The sequence below is a fragment of the Agromyces sp. 3263 genome, assembly GCF_031456545.1.
Taxonomy (GTDB): Bacteria; Actinomycetota; Actinomycetes; order Actinomycetales; family Microbacteriaceae; genus Agromyces.
The window spans coordinates 242,016-257,525 of sequence record NZ_JAVDUV010000001.1; the positions used below are offsets into that span (position 1 = coordinate 242,016).

Consider the following 15,510-nt stretch of genomic DNA (forward strand, 5'->3'; position numbering starts at 1 on the left):
GGGCGGCCTTGCCCGCGAGTCTATCGAGCCGCCGGTGGCCCGCCGAAATCGGGTGACGGACCGCGTCGTGCCCGCCCGCGGGTCCGCCGGGGGCACGCATGGCCGATCAGCCGGCGGGGCAGGAGCCCGTCTGCGAGAGCGTGGCCTGGTCGAGGCGCAGGCCATCGCCCTCGAGCGTGACCACCGCGCCGGCCGGGGCGACCGCGATCTGCTGCACCTCGACGCCCTCGGGAAGGTACTGGGCGACGCACACGGGCACGGGGTCGTCGCCGAGCAGCCGGTCGACGAGGCCCGACACGTCGAACGAGCCGCCGCCGCTGCCGAGCTCGACGCCGACCGGCTCGAGCAGCACCGTGTCGCCCGCCGCGGTGGGCCGCGCCGTGACCGTGTAGTCGATGGGGAAGCCGAGCAGGCTCACGGAGCCGGTGTAGCCGACGGTGCCGTCGCCGAACGTCAGGTCGCCGTCGACGCCCTCGATGCCCTGCGAGGCCACGAGCTGGTTGACGGCCTCGGGCGACGCCTGGATGGTAGCGGTCAGTTGCCCGACCGGCGACGCGAGGTCGACGGGAACGTCCTGGGCCACCACGTCGACGCTCACCGGCACGCCCTGCACCGCGAGCTCGGGAGCCGAGAGCTCCACCTGCTGCATGCTGCCCGAGAGGTACTGCGCGATCACGGAGAACCCACCGATCGTGACGTCGACGTCGCCGCTCACCTCGTCGGGCAGGTTCGCCCGGATCTCCTCGGCGACGCGGGCCTCGGCGACGTTGCGGATGACGATGTCGGCGACCACGACGAGCGCGACGAGGGCGACCACGATCGCGACCACGGTGATCCAGATGCGGGCGGCGCGCGAGAGCCGGCGGCGCGGGGGCGCGGCGTCGGCGTCGGCCTCAGCGACCGCGGGATCCGCGGCCGGCGCGGGCGCAGCGGCTGGCACCGGTGCCGCCGGGGCCGGCGCGGCCGGGGCGGCGGCCGCGGGCGCGATGACCTCGGTCGCCTGCTCGTCGGCGGGGATCACGGCTGTGGCCCCCTGGTCGTCGGCTGCGGCATCCGTCGGCTGCGACTCGTCGTCGCGGCCCGGCCCGGCGCTCACATCCGCTCCGGAGCGGAGACGCCGAGCAGGTCGAGGCCGTTGCGGATGACCTGGCCCGTCGCGTCGTTGAGCCAGAGCCTCGTGCGATGCAGATCGCCGATCGGCTCGTCTCCGAGGGGCAGCACCCGGCAGTTGTCGTACCAGCGGTGATAGAGGCCGGCGAGCTCCTCGATGTAGCGCGCGACCCGGTGCGGCTCGCGCAGCTCCGCGGACTGCACCACGATGCGCGGGAACTCCTGCAGGGCGCCGAGCAGCGCCGACTCCGTCTCGTGTACGAGCAGCTCGGGCGCGAACGACGAGCGGTCGAGGCCGACGGATGCCGCGTTGCGGTCGACCGCGCACGTGCGAGCGTGCGCGTACTGCACGTAGAACACCGGGTTGTCGTTCGTGCGGCGCTGCAGGATCTCGGGGTCGATCGTAAGTGGGGAATCGGCCGGATACCGGGCCAGCGTGTAGCGCAGCGCGTCGGTGCCGAGCCACGCCTGCAGGTCGTCGAGCTCGATGATGTTGCCCGCGCGCTTCGAGAGCTTCGCGCCGTTGACGCTCACGAGCTGGCCGATGAGCACCTCGATGTCCTTCTCGGGATCATCGCCCGCGGCCCCCGCGAGCGCCTTCAGGCGGTGCACGTAGCCGTGGTGGTCTGCGCCGAGCAGGTAGATCTTGTGCCCGAACCCGCGGTCGCCCTTGTCGAGATAGTACGCCGCGTCGGCGGCGAAGTAGGTGTAGACGCCGTTGCCGCGGCGGATCACCCGGTCCTTGTCGTCGCCGAAGTCGGTGGTGCGCACCCAGACCGCGTCGTCCTCGTCGTAGACGTGGCCCTGCGCGCGGAGGCGCTCGACCGCGGTGTCGACGTCGGACAGCGCGTCGTCGCCCTTCGCGTGGAGGCGGCGCTCGCTCGTCCACACGTCGAAGTGCACGTTGAAGCGCTCGAGGGAGTGGCGGATCTCGCCGAGCTGCAGCTCGTAGGCGATCTCGGTCGCGGTGTGCAGCGCCACGGAGTCGTCGAGCTCGAGCAGGTTGGGCTCGCGCTCCAGCACGCGTGCGGCGAGGTCGGCGATGTAGCTGCCCGGATAGCCGCCCTCGGGCGTGGGCTCGCCCTTCGCCGCGGCGAGGACGGACGCGCCGAACGTGTCCATCTGGTTGCCGGCGTCGTTGATGTAGTACTCGTTGGCGACCTCGGCACCCGCGGCGCGGAGCACCCGCCCGATCGAGTCGCCGAGCGCGGCCCAGCGGGTGTGGCCGATGTGGAGGGGGCCGGTCGGGTTCGCCGAGACGAACTCGAGATTGATGCGCGCTCCGCCGGCGAGCGAGTCGCCGTGCCCGTAGGCCGCCCCCGCGTCGACGATGGCCTTCGCGAGCGCACCCGCCGCCGCAGCATCCAGCCGGATGTTGATGAACCCCGGCCCGGCCACCTCGGCGCTCGCCACGCCGTCGATGCCCACCAGGTCTGCGGCGAGCTCGGTGGCGATCTCGCGCGGGTTGGACCCGAGGGGCTTCGCCACCCGCATCGCGATGCTCGAGGCCCAGTCGCCGTGCTCGCGCAGCTTGGGCCGTTCGAGGGTGACCTGGGACGGCACGAGCTCCAGCTCGACCTCGGATCCGGCCTCCCGACGTCGCGCGACGAGGCCGTTCACCAGGTCGAACAGGGCACGCGAAAGATCGTCTGGAGTCACCCGCAAATCCTACCGGTCGTGGTTGGTAGGGTTCGTCACATGCCGCGCTCGCTTTCGCCCTTCCGAATCCGTTCCTCCGGCCTCGCACTGCTCGCCGCGGCATCCGTCGCGGTGCTCGCCGGTTGCACCCCCGGGCCCGCCGTACCCAGCGGATCCGAGGCGCCGACCGGCACGGCCACGGCGTCCGCGAGCCCGACGGCCGCGCCCGAGCCGACCGGGACCGCCGAGCCTGCGATCCCGTTCGCGATCGACTGCGACGCGCTCGTCACCGCCGACCAGCTCTACGCGTTCAACCCGAACTTCGGCACCGACCCCGGCTACGAGCCGTCGGCGGCCAACGTCGTCGCCGTCGTCGAGGAGGACGAGGGCACGGCCTGCGGCTACCTCAACCAGACGAGCGGCGAGGTCATCGAGATCGCCGTCGCCACGCCGACCACCACCGCGGGCGAGGCCCGCCGCAACGCGGCCGCGACGACGAGCAAGCCCGTGCCCACCTATGGCACGCCGCCCGACGTCGAGGGGTACTTCCTGCAGGCGGGCGGCACCGGCGAGGCGCAGGTGTTCCACGGCCCCTACTGGATCGTGGTCGACTCCGCCGCGATCTTCGAGCCGGGCGACGCCCAGCAGCTCGTGACCGCCGTGCTCGGCAACCTGCCGCCGGCCTGACGGGCAGCACCGTGACGGCCAACTCCGCGACCGGCACGCCCTCCTGGCTGGGGGCCGTGAACGACCGCGCGGGCCTCGCCGTGCTCCTCGACCACGGCCCGCTCACCCGGAACCGCATCTGCGAGCTCGTCGGCGTCTCGAAGCCGACGGCGTCGCAGATGATGTCGCGGCTGCTCGCGGCCGGCTGCATCGAGGAACGCGGGACCACGTCCGGCTCGGCCGGCCGCAGTGCGGTCGTCTACGCGGCCCGCACCGACCGGCCGCTCGGAGTCGCCCTCGACCTCGACGCGTTCGAGCTCCGGGCGAGCGTCGTCGACGCGACCGGCGCCGACCGCCCGGTCATCCGCATCGAGCTCCCGCGTGATCCCACGGAGCGATCCGCCGTCGAGGAGGTGTCGCGGGCGATCGCCGAGGCGAGCGCTGCGGCCGGGACGGATCCCGCCGTGGTGCACTCCATCTGCGTGGGCATCCCGGGGTACGTCGACCCCGGACCCACGGGTGAGCTGTTCAGCGAGACCCTGCCCGGCTGGCCGGTGCGCGGACTGAAGTCCATCCTCGAGGAGGAGCTCGCGCGCTCGGTGTACGTGGAGAACGACGTGAATCTCGCGGCCGTCTCGGAGCGCGAGCACGGCGCAGGCGCGGACAGCGACGTGTTCGCCCTCCTCTGGCTCGGCAACGGCGTCGGCGCCTCGTTCGACGTCGCGGGCGACCTGCACCGCGGCAGCTTCGGCGGTGCGGGCGAGATCGGCTTCCTCCCGGTGCCCGTCGACGCGCACGCCCTCGACCCGAGCGCCCGCACCTCGCAGGACCTCGTGGGCGGGCGCGCGGTCGCGCTCCTCGCGCGTCATCACGGCCTCGACGTGCACGGCTACCATGCGGCCCGGGCCGCACTCGCGGCGGCCGACGCCGAGGCGGCACGTCGGGCGGTGTTCCACGACCTCGCCGAGCGCGTGGCCTGGGTGGCCCTGCCCCTGCTCGCCACGCTCGATCCCGGCCGGCTCGTGCTCGCCGGGCCCACCGCGGGCCTCGGCGGCGACGCGTTCGCCGACGAGGTCGGCCGTGCGATCCGGCGCATCAGCCGGTGGTACCCCGACGTGGTGGCGACCCGGGTGCCCGGCGACGCCGTGCTCCGGGGCGCCCGCATCGTGCTCGCGGGGCGCGTGCGCGAGGAGCTCCTCGACACCGTCGCGAGCGTCAGCCTCGCCTGACCCTTCGTGTCGGAGCGACGCCCCTGGCAGTGATAGTGTCTTCTGCTGTGCGCCTCCGTAGCTCAGGGGATAGAGCGCCGGTTTCCGGTACCGTAGGTCGGGGGTTCGAATCCCTCCGGGGGCACTCACACATGGCGGGCCGATGCGCGGGAATGCGCTCGGCCCGCAGTGCTGTCCGGTGCCCGACGGCGTGGACGCGGCATCCGCACCGACCATAGACTCGATGGGGTCCGCTCGGTCGGGGAAGGCACTGGTGCATGGCGTCGCTACGTCGGAAGTCCGCGGTTCTCGGAATCCTCATCGGAGCGGTGCTCGCGCTCGGCGCCCCGGTGGCCGCCTGGGCTGAGGATCCGGTCGAGTTCGGCGCGAGCCCGGTCGTCGACACGGTCGGTGCCCTGGGCGCGCGGCTCGACGAGGTCGAGGCGGCGATCGACGCGAACGCGGACGCGAGCGGGCGGCAGCTCTTCGTCGCCTACGTGAGCGAGTTCACGAATCCCGAGGCCGCCGACGCGTGGGCCAACGACACGGCGATCGCGAACAACATGGGTGCCGAGGACTACCTGCTCGCCGTCGCGGTCGACGGGCGCACCTACTACCTCTCGGCCGACTCGGAGGCCTCGCTGTCCGACGCCGACCTCCAGCGCATCAGCCAGGACGTCATCGAGCCCGAGCTGCGCGACGGCGACTGGGCCGGCGCGGCGATCGCCGCAGCCGACGCGCTGGGCGGCGGCAGCGCCGGCGGCAGCGGAGCCGGCTCCGGCGGGTGGGGCTGGGTCTGGTTCATCGTCATCGGGGCGATCGTCGTGGCCGTCATCGCCATCGTGCTCTCGCGGCGCCGCCGCCGGCAGGGAACCGATGGTGAGGGCAGCGCCACGCCCGCCGGGCCTCCCCCGCCCTCGATCGAGGAACTTCGCCGGCAGGCCGGCAGCGCGCTCGTGCAGGCCGACGACGCCGTGAAGACGAGCGAGGAGGAGCTCGGGTTCGCCGTCGCCTCCTACGGCGAGGAGGCCACCGCCCCCTTCCGCACCGCCCTCGACGGCGCGAAGGCCAAGCTCGCCGAGGCGTTCGCGCTGCAGCAGCAGCTCGACGACGTCGATCCCGACACCGACGCGGAACGCCGCGCCTGGTACGGCGGCATCTTCCGCCTGGCCGGCGAGGCCGACGCGCTGCTCGACGAGCAGGCCGAGCGGTTCGACGCCCTCCGCGCGCTCGAACGGAACGCCCCGGCCGAGCTCCAGCGCGTGCGCGAAGAAGCGGATGCCGCGGCGGCCCGCGTCGGCCCGGCCGGAGAACGCCTCGCCGCCCTCGCAGCCCAGTACGCGGCATCCGCCCTCGCGCCCGTCGCCGACAACCAGGCGCAGGCACAGGCCCGGCTGGCCTTCGCCGGGCAGGAGCTCTCGGAGGCGGCCACCGCCGTCGCAGCCGGACGATCGGGTGATGCCGCCGTCGGGATCCGCGCCGCCGAGGAGTCCGTCGACCAGGCGAACCTGCTCGTCGATGCCGTCGACCGCCTCGCCGCCGACCTGTCGACGGCCGATCGGGCCGTCGAGGCGGGCGTCGCCGACCTCGAGCGCGACGTGCAGACCGGGCGCGGACTCGGCGACCCGGCCATCGCGTCGCTCGCCGACCGCGTCGCGTCGGACGCCGCGGCCATCCGCGCCGGGATGACGGGGCCGGGCCGCGACCCGCTCGCGGCGCACGCACGGATTCAGCAGGTCAACGCCGAGATCGACGCCGCGATCGCCGGCGCACGCGACCAGGCCGTGCGGCTCGAGCGCGCGAAGGCCCAACTCGGGCGCTCCCTGGACACCGCGCGCGCCCAGGTGCAGGCGGCCGAGGACTACCTCGTCGCCCGACGCGGTGCGGTGGGCGCCGAAGCGCGGACCCGCCTCGCCGAGGCCGGGCGCCTGCTCGTCGAAGCCGAGGGACTGGCCTCCGTGGATCCGGCTGCGGCGCTCAGCACCGCCCAGCGGGCCGAGTCCCTCGCCGGCACGGCGATGTCGCTCGCCCAGCAGGACGTGGGCGGGTTCGACACCGCCTACGGCGGAGGCGGCGGCTTCGGCGGCGGCTACGGCGGCGTGCCCCAGGGCGGCGGACGGGGCGGCGACGTGTTCGGGGCCGTGCTCGGCGGCATCCTCATCAACTCGATGCTCGGCGGCGGCGGAGGCGGGGGCGGCGGGGGCGGCGGCATCTTCGGCGGCGGCGGGGGCGGTCGGAGCAGCGGCGGCTTCGGAGGCGGCTTCGGCGGAGGCGGCCGGCGGTCGCCGGGCAGCTTCGGAGGCTCGGGCACGCGGTTGCGTCGCGGGGGCGGAGGTCGATTCTGAGCTCCACGATGCAGCGGCCGACCTGAGCCCGACCAGCACGCCGCCCACCCGACGATCACCACGACGGACCACGACGACTCCCCACCACCGACCACGACCGACCACGACCGACCATCACCGAAAGGAACCACCATGGCTAAGCAGTCCATCTTCGGCCGCATCTCGCAGCTCATGCGGGCGAACATCAACTCGCTCATCGACGAGGCCGAGGACCCGCAGAAGATGCTCGACCAGATGGTGCGCGACTACACCAACAGCATCGCCGACGCCGAGGCCGCGATCGCCGAGACCATCGGCAACCTGCGCCTCCTCGAGGACGACCACCGCGAGGACGTCGAGGCGTCCCGCGAGTGGGGCGAGAAGGCGCTCGCCGCCAGCCGCAAGGGCGACGAGCTGCGTTCGGCCGGCGATGCGTCCGGCGCGGACAAGTTCGACAACCTCGCCAAGGTCGCCCTCAGCCGCCAGATCTCCGCGGAGAACGAGGCGCGCGCCGCCGAGCCCCAGATCGCGGCGCAGACCGAGGTCGTCGACAAGCTGAAGTCGGGCCTCAACGGCATGAAGGAGAAGCTGGTCCAGCTGCAGAACAAGCGATCCGAGCTGATCGCGCGCGCGAAGACCGCACAGGCGCAGCGCCAGGTGAACGACGCGGTGAAGTCCATCGACATCCTCGACCCGACCAGCGAGATCGGCCGGTTCGAGGACAAGATCCGCCGCGAGGAGGCCGTCGTGCGCGGGCAGGCCGAACTCGCCGCATCCAGCCTCGACGCGCAGTTCAACGAGCTCGACGACCTCGGCGAGCTCACCGAGGTCGACGCCCGGCTCGCCGCCCTCAAGGCCGGCGGTTCGTCGCAGGGCGCCATCTCGGGCTGAGCCTGAGCATGACGGATGCCGCGGGCGCAGCAGTGCCCGCGGCATCCGCGTCTCCCTGCCGCAACGCGCGCCGACCCGGCCCGCAGACGCGAAGCGCGATCCCAGCGTGACGCGGTAACGTTCGGGCATGACGCCGGATGAGGCGGCCGAGGTGCTGGGTGTCGCACCCGATGCGGACGAGCCCGAGATCGACCACGCCTACCGGCGCCTCGCCCGGGAGCTCCATCCCGACCGGGCCATCGGCGCAGCGCCCTCGACGGTGCAGGAGTCGAGCGAGCGCTTCGTCGATGCGACCCTGGCCAAGGAGGTGCTGCTGCGCTCCGCCGCGAGCCGCGCGGGCGGGGGCGGACGACCCCGCGCCGACGACCCGTCCGGCGACGACGGGCCGGGGTATCCGAGGACCGGCACGCGGGTGCGGATCGTCGACGAGCACGTCGTGGACGTCGTGGCTTCGGTGCGTCCCGTGCCGGCCAGCTGGGGGCTGTTCGCCACGTGGACGCTGCTCCTCGTCATCGGCGCGGTGCTCGCCCTGTCCGGCCTCCCGGTGTGGCAGCCGGTCGACCTGTGGCTGCGCGTCGTGCTGCTCGCGGCATCCGCCATCGCGACGGGCCTCACCGGGCGACGGTGGCTCTGGAACACGACGCTGGTCCTCATCGCCGTCAACGGCGTGGCCGTGGTGCTCGCCACGACGGTGGGCGGCCTGCTCGGGCTCGGATTCATGATGGTGGCGAGCTTCGGGCTCGCCGTGCAGGCGCGCCTGGTCCGCTTCCCCGACCAGTGACGACGTCGGGCGCCCGCGCGATACTGTGAGGCATGCCCGCAACCTTCGTCGTCGTTCCCCAGTGGCAGGGCTCCGTGTCGTCGCGCGCGATGAGCCATGCCGACGGTGCCGCCGCGATCCTCGGCGATCTGCCCGCCTCCGCGACCGTCCTCGTCGAGGTCCCGGTGGAGGCCGGCGACGAGCTCGGCTCGGGGGTGCGCCGCTACAGCGCCCTGCTCCGGGTGCGCGAGCGAGCCGAGGAGGCGCTCGCGCTGGTGCCCGACTGGGCGCTCACGGTCGGCGGCGACTGCGGCGCGTCGCTCGCGGCGGTCGCGCACGCCTCCCGCCGGAGCGGCGGCGACCTCGCCGTGCTCTGGCTCGATGCGCACCCCGACCTGAACACGCCCGAGTCGTCCCCCTCGGGCGGCTTCGGCGGGATGACCCTGCGGGCGATCGCGGGCGAGGGCGCCGACGGGCTCGCCCTCGACGCCGACACGCGCATCCCGCCCGCTCGGCTCGTGCTCGGCGGCGTCCGCGCGATCGACGACGAGGAGGCGCGCTTCATCGACGAGCACGCCGTGAGCGTGCTCACCGTCGAGGACCTCCTCGACCCCACGGCGGTCGTCGCCGCGCTCGAGCAGACCGGCGCCGGTCAGGTGTTCGTGCACGTCGACCTCGACGTGCTCGACCCGTCGGCACTGGCCGGCCTGTCGTACCCGATGCCCTTCGGCGTCGACACGACCGCCCTCGTCGCGCTCCTGCGAGCGGTCGCCGCGCGCTTCCCACTCGCGGGGGCGGCGATCGCCGGCTTCGCGCCGCGCTCGGCCGAGGCCGCCGAAGACGACCTGCCCACGATCCTGCGCATCGTGGCGGCGCTCACGTCGGCCGGCGGCACGCGGACGGCGACCGACGCGTGACGCGGATCCGCCCGCCTGCCTAGGCTGGCCATGGCTGCCCGGCCGCGATCGGGCCCCGGAGGGAGACGCATGGAGCGCGAGGTGGACGTCGTCGTGATCGGCGCCGGACCGGTCGGTGAGAACGTGGCCGACCGGGCCAGGGCCGGCGGACTGGAGGTGGCGCTCGTCGAGCACGAGCTCGTGGGCGGCGAGTGCTCGTACTGGGCCTGCGTGCCGTCGAAGACACTCCTTCGCAGTGCGGCCGTGCTCCGCGCCGCGCGGCGCGTGCCGGGAGCCGCGGAGGCGATCACGGGCCGACTCGATGTCGCCGCCGTGCTCCGCCGCCGTGACTACTGGGTCTCCGACTGGGACGACCACGGCGCGGCCGACTGGGTGGCGAGCGTGGGCATCCAGCTCGAACGCGGTCACGGTCGCATCGACGGGCCCCGCCGGGTGGTGGTGACGCACGCCGACGACAGCGAGACGACGCTCGTGGCGCGCCACGCCGTGGTGGTGTCGACCGGATCCGATCCGGTCGTGCCGCCCATCGACGGGCTCGCCGCCGCGCGACCCTGGACGAGCCGCGACGCCACCAGCGTGAAGGCGCCGCCCGCCCGCCTCGCCATCATCGGCGGCGGCGTGATCGCCGTCGAGATGGCGACGGCGTTCGCCGGCTTCGGCACCGAGGTGACGGTGCTGGCCAGGAGCGGACTGCTCGGCGGCATGGAGCCCTTCGCAGGAGAGGCGGTGGCCGCCGGCCTGCGCGGCCTCGGCGCCACGGTGCGACTCGGCGTCACGCCGACGCGGGTCGAGCGGAACGGCGACGACGAGGTCGTTCTGACCCTCGACGACGGCTCCACGGTGATCGCCGACGAGGTGCTCGTCGCCACCGGCCGGCGGCCGCGCACCCATCGCGCCGGCCTGGAGACCGTGGGCCTCGAGCCCGGATCCTGGCTCGACGTCGACGACACGATGCTCGTCCGCGGCGCCGACGGCGACGGCAACGGCCGCGACTGGCTCTACGCCGTCGGGGACGTCAACCACCGCGCGCTGCTCACCCACCAGGGCAAGTATCAGGGCCGCGCCGCCGGCGACCTCATCGCGGCCAGGGCGCTCGGGAGACCGGTCGACGTGTCGCCGTGGGGCGTGCACGTGGCCACCGCCGACCACGCCGCCGTGCCGCAGGTGGTGTTCGCCGAGCCCGAGTGCGCGTCGGTCGGGCTGACCGAGGCGGATGCCGCGAAGGCGGGCCGTGCGGTCCGGATCGCCGACGTGCCGATGCAGTCCGCGAGCGGCGCCGGCATCCTCGCCGACGGCTACGACGGCCGTGCCCGGCTCGTGATCGACGCCGAGCGCGACGTCGTCATCGGGGCCACGTTCGTCGGCCAGGACGTCGCCGAACTGGTGCACGCCGCGACGATCGCCGTCGTGGGCGAGGTGCCGGTCGCGCGGCTCTGGCACGCGGTGCCGTCGTTCCCCACCATGAGCGAGGTGTGGCTGCGCCTGCTCGAGGACCTCGGCCGGCCCGAGGCGGCGGCATGAGCGAGCGCCGGGTGACGATCCGGCTCACCGATTCCCCCATCAGCCGCGCCGGGTACCGGTGGGCGACCCTCGTCGGATTCACCTGGGGATTCCTCTGGAGCACGGGCCCGATCGAGCGGCGCCAGGGGCTCTTCGTCTTCACGGGCATGCCGAAGTGGACCTTCGGGCGCGGCGGTTCCTGCGTGGGCGGGTGCTACCTCACCGACCGGAACGCTGGAGACGTCGTGCTCGGCCACGAGGCGGTGCACAAGGAGCAGTGGCTGACGTACGGGATGCTCTTCCCGCTGCTGTATCTCATCGCCGGGCGCGATCCGTTGCAGAACCGCTTCGAGATCGAGGCCGGGCTCGAGGCCGGCGGCTACCTCCCGCGTCGGCGGCCCCGCCGCTGAGACGCCGAACGGCCCGGATGCCGCGTGCTGCGGCATCCGGGCCGTTCAGGTTCGTCGTGGCCGGCTCAGCCCGCCTGTGCGGCGGCCGAGAGCGACGCGACGAGCTGGTCGAGCCCATAGGTGAGCGAGAGCGCCGTCGGCGGCGAGACGGCCGCGATGAGCTCGGTGCCGACGACCTGGGCGACCTGGCCGCGGGCGACCGCCGGGATGGCCTGGATGGGCGCCGACTGCAGGAACGCGTCGGCCTCGGCCTGGGTGTCGTGGTAGCTGAGGATCAGGTCGGAGTCGAGCTGGTCGAGCTGCTCGTAGCTCAGCGTGTAGAAGAACGGGGAGTCGCCGTTGGCGAGCTCGGCGACGGCGGGCGCGTCCTCGATGCCGAACGCGGAGAGGAACTCCACGCGCGAGTCCTCCTGCGTGTAGACGTAGAAGGTGCCGCCGACGTCCCAGACCGCGGCGATCGTCTGCCCGTCGAGCTCGGGGTGGGCCTCGGCCTGCGCCGCGAGCTGCGCGTCGAGGTCGTCGAGCACGCCCTGCGCCTCGTCGGCCTTGCCGAGCGCGGTGCCGACGATGCTGACGGTCTCGCGCCACGGGGTGGTCCACGGCTCGTCGGGGTACGCGACGGTCGGCGCGATCTCGCTGAGGAGGTCGTACTGCTCCTCGGTGATGCCGGAGTAGGGAGCGAGGATCACGTCGGGCGCGGCCTCGACGAGCTCCTCGTAGGGCGGGGCCTCGCCGTCGTCGGTGAGGATGACCGGGGTCTCGACGCCGAGCTCCTCGAGCTTGTCGGCGACCCACGGCAGCACGCCGTCGGCGTTCGCGCCGTACGACTGCTGCGCCATCGCGACGGGCACGACGCCGACTGCGAGCGCGGCCTCGGTGCTCCCCCAGCCCCAGGTCGCGACACGCTCGGGCGCGGCGGGGATCTCCGTCTCGCCGAAGGCGTGCTCGATCGTGACGGGGAACGTGCCGTCGGATGCCGCGGCCGGGCCGGACTCCTCGGGGGCGGCCGAGGAGCAGCCGGCGAGCGTGAGGGCGGCCGCTGCGGCGGCGGCGATGACGGCGATCGTGCGTCGGGCGTGCATGAGTTCCCTTTCGATGGGGTGGATTGAGGTTAGCCTAACCTAAACTTCAGGCCCGGTGAAACCGCCCGATCGGCACGATCATGGGCGAACCGGCCACCGGATCCGCGGCGATGACGCACTCGAGGCCGAAGGCCGAACCGACCGTCTCCGCGGTCATCACTGCGGCCGGTGCGCCCGCGGCGGCGATACGTCCCCCGTCGACGACGACGAGGTGGTCGGCGTAGCGCGCGGCGAGGTTGAGCTCGTGCAGCACCATCACCACGGTCGTGCCGTGCAGCCGGTTCGACTCGGTGAGCAGGTCGAGCAGCTCGAGCTGGTGGCTCACGTCGAGGAAGCTCGTCGGCTCGTCGAGCAGCACGATCTCGGCCCGCTGGGCGAGGGCCATCGCGATCCAGACGCGCTGCCGCTGGCCGCCCGAGAGCTCCGACACCGCCCGGTCGGCCAGGTCGGCCGTGCCGGTCGCCTCCAGCACCTCGGCGACGATGCGGTCGTCGTCGCTCGAACGCCCGCCGAACCAGCCTCGGTGCGGGTGCCGGCCCCTCGACACGAGCTCCCCGACGAGCACGCCGTCGGGGGCGACCGGCTGTTGCGGCAGCACCGCGACGCGGCGGGCGAACTCCTTGGGCGCATACGAGCGGATGTCGCGGCCGTCGAGCGTCACCCGTCCGGTCTCGGGGCGCATGAGGCGCGCGAGCCCCCGCAGCAACGTGGACTTGCCGCTCGCGTTGGGGCCTACGATCGCCGTGATGCGTCCGTCGGGGATCTCCAGGTCGAGACCCTCGACGACCCTTCGGCCGTCGTAGGCGAGCGTGATCGATTCGGCTCGCAGTCCGTGCGATGCGGTCCCGGTCATCCGTCCGACCCCTTCCGGTTGCCCCTCGCGATCAGCCAGAGGAGGTATGGCGCGCCGATGAGTCCCGTGACGATGCCCACGGGCACCGCGACGCCCGTGAACGCGTGCTGCGCCACGAGGTCGGCCACGAGCACGATGGCGGCGCCCACGAGGGCGGATGCCGCGAGCGCGGCCTGCCCGTTCCCCACGACCGCCCGCGCGATGGGCGCCGCCACGAGCGCGACGAACGCGATGGGTCCGGCGAGGGCCGTGGCCACGGCGACGAGCGCGACGCCCAGCACGATCGCGACGAGCCGCGCCCGCGTGGCGTCGAGCCCGAGCGAACGGGCACTGTCGTCCGAGAGGGCGATGAGCGGCATCCGGGGCGCGAACACTGCCGTGAGCACGAGGAGCACGCCGAGCGCGCCGCCCGCGGTCGCGAGCTCGGGCCAGGCGATCGATCCGATGCCGCCGACCATCCAGACCAGGGCCTCCGACGCCTCACGCACGTCGGCACGCGTGATGAGCCAGCCGAGCAGCCCCGACACGATCGACGCGAGGCCGATGCCGACGAGCACGAAGCGGATGCCGGTGAGCCCGTCGCGCCAGGCCAGGCCCCACATCAGCGCGGCGACGACGAGCGCGCCCGCGAAGGCGGCGACCGAGACGGCCGGGCCCTGGAGTCCGAGCAGCAGCATCGAGCCGACCGCCGCGAGGCTGGCGCCGCCGGTGACGCCGAGGATGTCGGGACTCGCGAGCGGATTGCGGAGCGTCGTCTGGAACAGCGCGCCGCCGAGGCCCAGGGCGGTGCCCGCGATGATCGCGGCGAGCACTCGTGGGAGGCGCAGGCGGAGGATCACGAACTCCGCCTTCGGCGACCCCTGGCCGACCAGCGCGGCGACCACGTCACCCAGGCCGAGCCCGGCGGCGCCGAGGAGCAGCGACGCGGTCGCGGCGGCGAGCGCGACGAGCGAGGTCGCGACCAGTACGCCGGCGAGCCGGCGACGACGACGGGTGCGCGCGGCAGCGACGCGCTGCGCGGTGGCGTCGATCGCCCCGCCGACGGGTGCGGGCGCCGTGACCGGTGCCGCGCTCACAGCGTCGCCGCCCCGCCACGGCGCACGAGGGCGATGAGCACCGGTGCCCCGACGATCGCGGCGACGATGCCGGCCTCGAGCTCGGCGGGGGCCACGACGACGCGCCCGATGACGTCGGCCGCAAGGAGCACGATGGCGCCGAGCACGCCGGCGAGCGGGGTGAGCCAGCGGTAGTCGCCGCCGACGAGGCCGCGAGCCGCGTGCGCGACGGCGAGGCCGAGCAGGGCGATGGGGCCGGCGAGCGAGGTCGCCGTGCCGGCGAGCACGATGACCGCGACCGCAGTGACGACCCGCGCCGTCGCGAGCCGCACGCCCAGGCCGCGGGCCACGTCGTCGCCCAGGGCGAGCAGGTTCAGGCGCCCGGCGAGCCAGCCGGCGAGCACGAGCCCCACGAGGAGGAACGGCCAGAGCACGGCGACCGTGTCGATGCCGCGCCCCGCGAGGGAGCCGACCGACCAGAACCGGTACTGCGACAGCGTGCTCTCGTCGCTGATGAGCAACAGCGTGATGAGCGGGGTCGCCGCCGCCGTCAGCGCGGCCCCCGTGAGGGCGAGCTTGGCCGGGCTCGCGCCCGCTCCCCCGCTGGATCCGATCGCGTAGACGATGGCCGCGGCGACGGCCGCCCCGCCGAAGGCGAACCAGATGAAGCCGAACGGCGACGCGATGCCGAGGAACGCGATGGCGACGACCACCGCGAGGGACGCGCCCGCGTTGATGCCGAGCAGGCCCGGGTCGGCGAGCGGGTTGCGCGTCGAGCCCTGCAGGAGCGCCGCGACGACGCCGAGGGCGGCTCCCGCCATGATGCCGATGACGGCCCGCGGCAGCCGGAGGTCGCGCACGACCACGTGGTCGGCGTCACCGGGAACCGGGGACGTGAACGCCTGCACGACCACGTCGAACGGGATCTGCCGGGCTCCGATGGCGAGGCTCGCGATCGCGACGACGGCGAGCAGGCCGACGGCGATGCCGAGCGTCGCGCCCGGCGGAAGGCGGCGCCGACGGCCGCGTGCCGGTTGCCCGGCCGTGCCCGTCGTCGTCGCGAGCGTCCCGGCACGCGGCATCCGTTCGCTCACCT

General features: G+C 74.0%; 14 protein-coding genes and 1 tRNA gene. 9 read left to right on the plus strand and 6 right to left on the minus strand.

Features of this window, described 5'->3' with window-relative positions; all coding sequences use genetic code 11:
- Positions 1-106 precede the first annotated feature (106 nt).
- Both J2X63_RS01155 and J2X63_RS01160 read right to left on the minus strand, forming a co-directional pair.
- Positions 107-1,096 carry a DUF2993 domain-containing protein gene (locus J2X63_RS01155; protein ID WP_309973036.1) on the minus strand — a complete coding sequence of 330 codons (990 nt, stop codon included), beginning with the start codon at positions 1,094-1,096 and terminating at the stop codon, positions 107-109.
- Positions 1,093-2,769, minus strand: coding sequence for an arginine--tRNA ligase (locus J2X63_RS01160; RefSeq protein WP_309973038.1), 1,677 nt, complete (start codon positions 2,767-2,769; stop codon positions 1,093-1,095). The genes J2X63_RS01155 and J2X63_RS01160 overlap by 4 nt, the downstream gene beginning before the upstream one ends.
- Positions 2,770-2,808: 39 nt before the next feature.
- Between J2X63_RS01160 and J2X63_RS01165 the strand changes: the two genes are divergently transcribed.
- From J2X63_RS01165 to J2X63_RS01205, 9 genes are all read left to right on the plus strand, one after another.
- The gene (locus J2X63_RS01165; RefSeq protein ID WP_309973040.1) at positions 2,809-3,435 is read left to right on the plus strand and encodes an iron ABC transporter ATP-binding protein; all 627 of its coding nucleotides are present in this window, start codon (positions 2,809-2,811) and stop codon (positions 3,433-3,435) included.
- An 11-nt stretch (positions 3,436-3,446) separates the two neighbouring features.
- Entirely contained in the window at positions 3,447-4,643 is a 1,197-nt protein-coding gene (locus J2X63_RS01170) for an ROK family transcriptional regulator (protein WP_309973041.1), read from the plus strand.
- Positions 4,644-4,694: 51 nt separating this feature from the next.
- Positions 4,695-4,767, plus strand: a tRNA-Arg gene (locus J2X63_RS01175).
- Positions 4,768-4,900: 133 nt separating this feature from the next.
- Positions 4,901-6,967 carry a TPM domain-containing protein gene (locus J2X63_RS01180; protein WP_309973043.1) on the plus strand — a complete coding sequence of 689 codons (2,067 nt, stop codon included), beginning with the start codon at positions 4,901-4,903 and terminating at the stop codon, positions 6,965-6,967.
- A 132-nt stretch (positions 6,968-7,099) separates the two neighbouring features.
- Complete coding sequence (locus tag J2X63_RS01185) at positions 7,100-7,837, plus strand: PspA/IM30 family protein (RefSeq protein ID WP_309973045.1); 738 nt, start codon at positions 7,100-7,102, stop codon at positions 7,835-7,837.
- Positions 7,838-7,964: 127 nt separating this feature from the next.
- Positions 7,965-8,618, plus strand: coding sequence for a DnaJ domain-containing protein (locus J2X63_RS01190; RefSeq protein ID WP_309973047.1), 654 nt, complete (start codon positions 7,965-7,967; stop codon positions 8,616-8,618).
- 32 nt (positions 8,619-8,650) lie between these two features.
- Positions 8,651-9,514, plus strand: coding sequence for an arginase family protein (locus J2X63_RS01195; RefSeq protein WP_309973049.1), 864 nt, complete (start codon positions 8,651-8,653; stop codon positions 9,512-9,514).
- A gap of 69 nt (positions 9,515-9,583) precedes the next feature.
- Positions 9,584-11,035 carry an NAD(P)/FAD-dependent oxidoreductase gene (locus J2X63_RS01200; RefSeq protein ID WP_309973051.1) on the plus strand — a complete coding sequence of 484 codons (1,452 nt, stop codon included), beginning with the start codon at positions 9,584-9,586 and terminating at the stop codon, positions 11,033-11,035.
- Positions 11,032-11,424, plus strand: coding sequence for a Fe-S oxidoreductase (locus tag J2X63_RS01205; RefSeq protein ID WP_309973053.1), 393 nt, complete (start codon positions 11,032-11,034; stop codon positions 11,422-11,424). The genes J2X63_RS01200 and J2X63_RS01205 overlap by 4 nt, the downstream gene beginning before the upstream one ends.
- A gap of 65 nt (positions 11,425-11,489) precedes the next feature.
- Here J2X63_RS01205 and J2X63_RS01210 read toward each other — a convergent pair whose 3' ends face one another.
- Genes J2X63_RS01210 through J2X63_RS01225 form a run of 4 tightly spaced genes read right to left on the minus strand, consistent with a single transcriptional unit; the run spans position 11,490 to position 15,508 of the window.
- Positions 11,490-12,506 (minus strand): iron-siderophore ABC transporter substrate-binding protein, encoded by a 1,017-nt coding sequence (locus J2X63_RS01210; RefSeq protein WP_309973055.1) that lies wholly within the window; start codon positions 12,504-12,506, stop codon positions 11,490-11,492.
- A 46-nt stretch (positions 12,507-12,552) separates the two neighbouring features.
- On the minus strand, positions 12,553-13,359 hold the full coding sequence (locus J2X63_RS01215; RefSeq protein ID WP_309973058.1) for an ABC transporter ATP-binding protein: 807 nt from the start codon (positions 13,357-13,359) through the stop codon (positions 12,553-12,555).
- A complete protein-coding gene (locus tag J2X63_RS01220; RefSeq protein ID WP_309973060.1) occupies positions 13,356-14,435 on the minus strand; it encodes an iron chelate uptake ABC transporter family permease subunit in 1,080 nt (359 codons plus the stop codon). Before J2X63_RS01220 ends, J2X63_RS01215 begins: the two co-directional genes overlap by 4 nt.
- Positions 14,432-15,508 (minus strand): iron ABC transporter permease, encoded by a 1,077-nt coding sequence (locus tag J2X63_RS01225; protein ID WP_309973062.1) that lies wholly within the window; start codon positions 15,506-15,508, stop codon positions 14,432-14,434. Before J2X63_RS01225 ends, J2X63_RS01220 begins: the two co-directional genes overlap by 4 nt.
- Positions 15,509-15,510: the final 2 nt, after the last annotated feature.